General features: G+C 39.8%; 4 protein-coding genes and 1 pseudogene. 2 read left to right on the top strand and 3 right to left on the bottom strand.

From position 1 onward, the window contains the following. The 3 genes and pseudogenes from HMPREF0023_RS16205 to sdsA all read right to left on the bottom strand — a co-directional run. Positions 1-191 (bottom strand): annotated as a pseudogene (locus HMPREF0023_RS16205) (phosphatidylglycerophosphatase); the annotation flags it as partial. 161 nt (positions 192-352) lie between these two features. Continuing rightward, the gene (locus tag HMPREF0023_RS06990) at positions 353-2,395 is read right to left on the bottom strand and encodes a site-specific recombinase (RefSeq protein WP_004640429.1); all 2,043 of its coding nucleotides are present in this window, start codon (positions 2,393-2,395) and stop codon (positions 353-355) included. A gap of 13 nt (positions 2,396-2,408) precedes the next feature. Continuing rightward, positions 2,409-3,386 carry an All-trans-nonaprenyl-diphosphate synthase gene (sdsA, locus tag HMPREF0023_RS06985; protein ID WP_005083044.1) on the bottom strand — a complete coding sequence of 326 codons (978 nt, stop codon included), beginning with the start codon at positions 3,384-3,386 and terminating at the stop codon, positions 2,409-2,411. Between the two features lie 447 nt (positions 3,387-3,833). Here sdsA and rplU point away from each other — a divergent pair, with 447 nt between their 5' ends. Next, the gene (gene rplU, locus HMPREF0023_RS06980) at positions 3,834-4,145 is read left to right on the top strand and encodes a 50S ribosomal protein L21 (RefSeq protein ID WP_005083041.1); all 312 of its coding nucleotides are present in this window, start codon (positions 3,834-3,836) and stop codon (positions 4,143-4,145) included. Positions 4,146-4,163: 18 nt separating this feature from the next. Continuing rightward, the gene (gene rpmA, locus HMPREF0023_RS06975) at positions 4,164-4,418 is read left to right on the top strand and encodes a 50S ribosomal protein L27 (protein ID WP_004640422.1); all 255 of its coding nucleotides are present in this window, start codon (positions 4,164-4,166) and stop codon (positions 4,416-4,418) included. Positions 4,419-4,473 lie beyond the last annotated feature (55 nt).

Below are 4,473 nucleotides of genomic sequence, written 5' to 3'. Positions count from 1 at the left end.
ATTAAAACGATTAAAAAGGGCATTCCGCCCAATTGAGAAAGTAGGATCGCCACATGATCAAGCATGGAAAAACGGTGTTCAAATAGCATTTGAACACTCAAAAGATCTAAGTTTGATGTAGAGGGGTGAATCAGCCCAATCACACCTAAAACTAAAAAAATGCAACCAATACAAAGTAGTAGGTACGGCATGCGAACCTCAGTTTTTTTGCTTAACCATTTTAAGGGTTGTAGAGTGTTTTGAAGTGTACTCAAGAGTACACTTTTGGTCAAGCATTGAAATTTTATTATAATTTCATTTTCAAGTTTTTTTAAGGTTTAGTAAAAAAACATAACAAAATTTGATTGATATCTCATTTTTTCTCGGTGGTCGTTTTTTCCTGTACTTCAACGGGTTGTTTAGGTGGCCAAAAGAAGTCACTTGGTCTTGTAAGGAAATGAGTCATCACCAAATGTGCCAGTGGTTTCCATTGTGAAAAACGGACTCGACGTGCACGTAAAGCCACAATAATCGTTAAAGTAAAACTGACGAATAAGTTGGTTAAACCGATCAATAACACGCCTAGGAATGACACAATAATCAATGCAATGTCAGGAGAACCAATGGTCATCAAACCTTGAATAAAGTTTGCTGATGCGAAGGCAATATGACGAATATCTAAAGGTAATCCTAGGATAAAACCAATGGTTCCCATGCTCCCAAGCATAATACCGAAGAGAAAGTTACCACCTAAAGCACCTAAATTGGTTTCAATATAGTTGGCAAATTTGTCTAAACGTTCTTGTCCCATCCAGCGTTTCAAGCGACGATGTTGTTTGAGTCGAGGACCAACTTTTCGATAGACAGCTAAATTATCAAAGTAACCAGCAATTAAACCTGAAAGGAACAAACATACACCTGCGATTGCAGCATGCGGTACAGCAAGCGAGGTGAATGGATTGAGACTATGTAATAGCGCTGCTGATTTAGCATGATTTAATAGTGGCTCATCCAAATAAAACTGCCATGAAAATGTGATCAGCGCAGCGACAGGAATCGCAATCGAAATATTACCTAAAATGGCAATAAACTGTGTTCGAATGATATTAATAATTAGCGCAGCTAACTCTGCAATTTGAGCGGTTCGGCTACCTTTTTGCTGTTGTACGGTAGACGCTAGCGCAGCCGCAGTCATGGCGGGTTGTTTGGTTGCAACAGTAAAATGCAACACATGGATCAACATGAAACCGAGTGAATAGTTCATGCTATATAAAAAAGCATGGGTAAACGGTGCTAACACCAAACGTGCAGTCAGAATTTTTAAGGTTGCCATGGTGGCAATAATTGCACCTGCACCAGCTGCTGCTTTGTACATGCCAAAGAAGCCAGCTTTGTCGGTACTTACGTAATGTTCGCCGGTTTTACTCGCGTTTTCTGTTACCTGTAAGGCGATTAATTCACTGGTAGAGGATAGGAGATGACGAACGCTTCGACTATCGTAATGCGCTTTAGTTAGATCTGTTATTAATTCACCCAGAGCAAGATATTTTACTTCATCTTTGCTTGCTAATAGGCTGAGTAATAATTCAATACGATCTAAGGCTTGTTCTAATAATGACAATAAATAAGTCAAACTAATACTGACACCGATCCGCTTCGTAGCACGACGAATTTTCATCACCACATCACGACACTGATCAAGCATCACGAAAGCTTGCGATGCATCCAGCGGTGGGAGAACTGCAACAGCATCTTGCTGATCAACTTGTTTTTTATATTTTTCTATAAAATCAACTATTTCTCGGTTTTGTACCAAGAATGGTGATTCGTATTCGGTAATATCGGGTTGAGCATTAATAAACTCAGGATATAGCCCAATACCACTAATCCGATAGGATAAAACCGTAATGGCTTTGATCAACTCATTGCTTGAAACTTGTTTTTCAGCACTACTATTTGAGCTTTCACAAATCAAATTAAACAATGTAGACCAATCTTGTTTGTCGATGAGATCTAGCCATTCACTGTCTGTTTCTTGGTGAAAGACTTTGCCTACAAGCGTTGTGAGTTGTTGCCCATCTTCAACTAATGGAAGAAAGTGCGCACCTAAACGTTGCCCAAGCTGATTCCAAAAACCATCAAGAGAGAGGATTCCACTATCTGCATATAAGCTAATCTGCTTATATTGGCTCATCAGCTTCAACAAAAAATGCTGAAGTAAATTTGCAGATGTAGGTGTCAGTAACAATGTTTTGATGAGATGATGAATTCTTTGTTTTACTTCATCTGCATCATTTGGGTTTTTTGGTCGTAAGCGATTAACCAATTCAATGAGGAGATTTTCATCAAGAACAGTTTGAGGGTGCTCAAGCTGTTCCTGCATTTTTAAAAATAAATCAGATAAATTTAAATGCATAAGCAGTCAGACATTATTGTAGTCGATGTAAAGCCATCAAGGTTAAATTCATCAGTGCTTGACGATATTCATTGTCAGGCAGTGCTTTCAGTGCCTCTAAAGCCGCGTCAGTTTCTTGTTGAGCACGCTTTTGGCAATAATCTAAACCACCTGAGTGATGAACGATTTCAATCACTTTATCCAGATGTTCGATACCACCAGTTGCGATACTGCGACGGATAATCGCATGATCTTCACCTGTTGAGTGCGCTAGTGCAGAAATTAAAGGTAAAGTTGGTTTACCTTCCATCAAATCATCTCCAATATTTTTACCTAATGTTTCTGCATCCGAGGTGTAATCTAAAATATCATCAATGATTTGGAATGCATTGCCAAAATGCCCAGCGAAGCGACGTAACGGTTCACGATATTCTTCAGTACCTGCCAATATTGCTGCACCTTCGGTCGCAAGCTCAAACAAACGTGAAGTTTTACCATGGATAATATTTAAATAGATTTCTTCTGTGGTGTCTGGTTGATGTTGAGATTGGAGTTGTAAAACTTCACCTTCAGCAATCTCACATGTCCCCGTTGAGAAATCTTTTAATAGTGTCATGTTGTTTAAATCGACCAGTAGGTCAAATGCACGTGCAATCAAAAAATCACCGACCAAAACCGCAGTTTGATTATTCCACGTTGCATTGGCTGTCGGGCGGCCTCGTCGTAAATTGGATTCATCGACGACATCATCATGCACCAGTGTCGCGGTATGCAACATTTCAATGACAGCGGCTAAGTGTTGGGCTTGCTGCATGTTGGTTAATCCACATGCACGTGCAGCAAGTAGACACATAATCGGGCGCATACGTTTGCCACCAGCTTCAACTACATGCTTGCTCACGGACATTACTAAGCCGACTTTAGAACTGATTCCTTCATTGATGAGGTGATCCATCGCAGCAAAATCTGTCGCAACAGGGGAGAGAATGTCTTGCTTGAAATCGATGACCATATGAAGAAGAACCTCGTATAGATGAGTGAGTGCGTTAAGTGTATCAACTAATCTGTTGCTAAACATTGATACACATATGGTTATTTGCCGTTTAGAACAGGGTAAGGTGTTTTTTGGTCTTATTTTAGGCAGAAAAATTGACTTCCTGACCGAGACAAAGACGGTTTCTAGATTTTGTTAAAACACAGTTTGTTATTGCCAAATGGGTTGGTTAAAAATGTATTGCAAATCACAAAAAGAATCAATCAAAACAATGTATGGTTAATCTATTTGATTTTATTGGGAAAATAAAATAATGCATACGGATCTATGCATTTATGCAAAATCACTTGTTGTTTGATCAATTTTCACTTAAAATTTGTCCCCTTGTATAACCCCAGTGGCGTTCGTTTTAAGTTCGGTATATCCCTTTATCGACACGACGACACGGGCATGTTGGAGTACATTATGTACGCAGTAATCCAAAGCGGTGGTAAACAGCACCGTGTTGTTGAGGGTGAAACCCTTAAAGTTGAATTGTTGAAAGCTGAAACTGGTGCAACTATTACGTTTGATGACGTATTAATGCTTGTAAACGGTGATAGCATTCAAATCGGTGCTCCAGTTGTAGCTGGCGCAAAAGTAACTGCAGAAGTAGTTGGCCATGGTCGTCACGACAAAATCCGCATCATCAAAATGCGTCGTCGTAAACATTACCGTAAACAACAAGGTCACCGTCAATGGTTTACCGAGTTGAAAATTACTGGTATCGCAGGCTAACACGAGGAGTAAATAGACATGGCAACTAAAAAAGCCGGTGGATCGACTAAAAACGGTCGTGATTCGAATCCTAAGATGTTAGGTGTTAAAGTTTACGGTGGTCAAACTGTAACTGCTGGTAACATCATCGTTCGTCAACGTGGTACTGAGTTCCACGCTGGTGCAAATGTTGGTATGGGCCGTGACCATACTTTATTTGCTACTGCTGACGGCGTAGTAAAATTTGAAGTGAAAGGTCAATTTGGCCGTCGCTACGTAACTGTTGAAGCTTAAGCTTTTATGGTTCAAAAAAAGCCCGCGTTAAGCGGGTTTTTTTATGGATATATTT

Source organism: Acinetobacter sp. ATCC 27244 (assembly GCF_000156555.1).
Classification (GTDB): domain Bacteria; phylum Pseudomonadota; class Gammaproteobacteria; order Pseudomonadales; family Moraxellaceae; genus Acinetobacter; species Acinetobacter haemolyticus.
The sequence above is the reverse complement of the archived record's forward strand: the minus strand, read 5'-3'. Positions and strand labels throughout refer to the sequence as shown.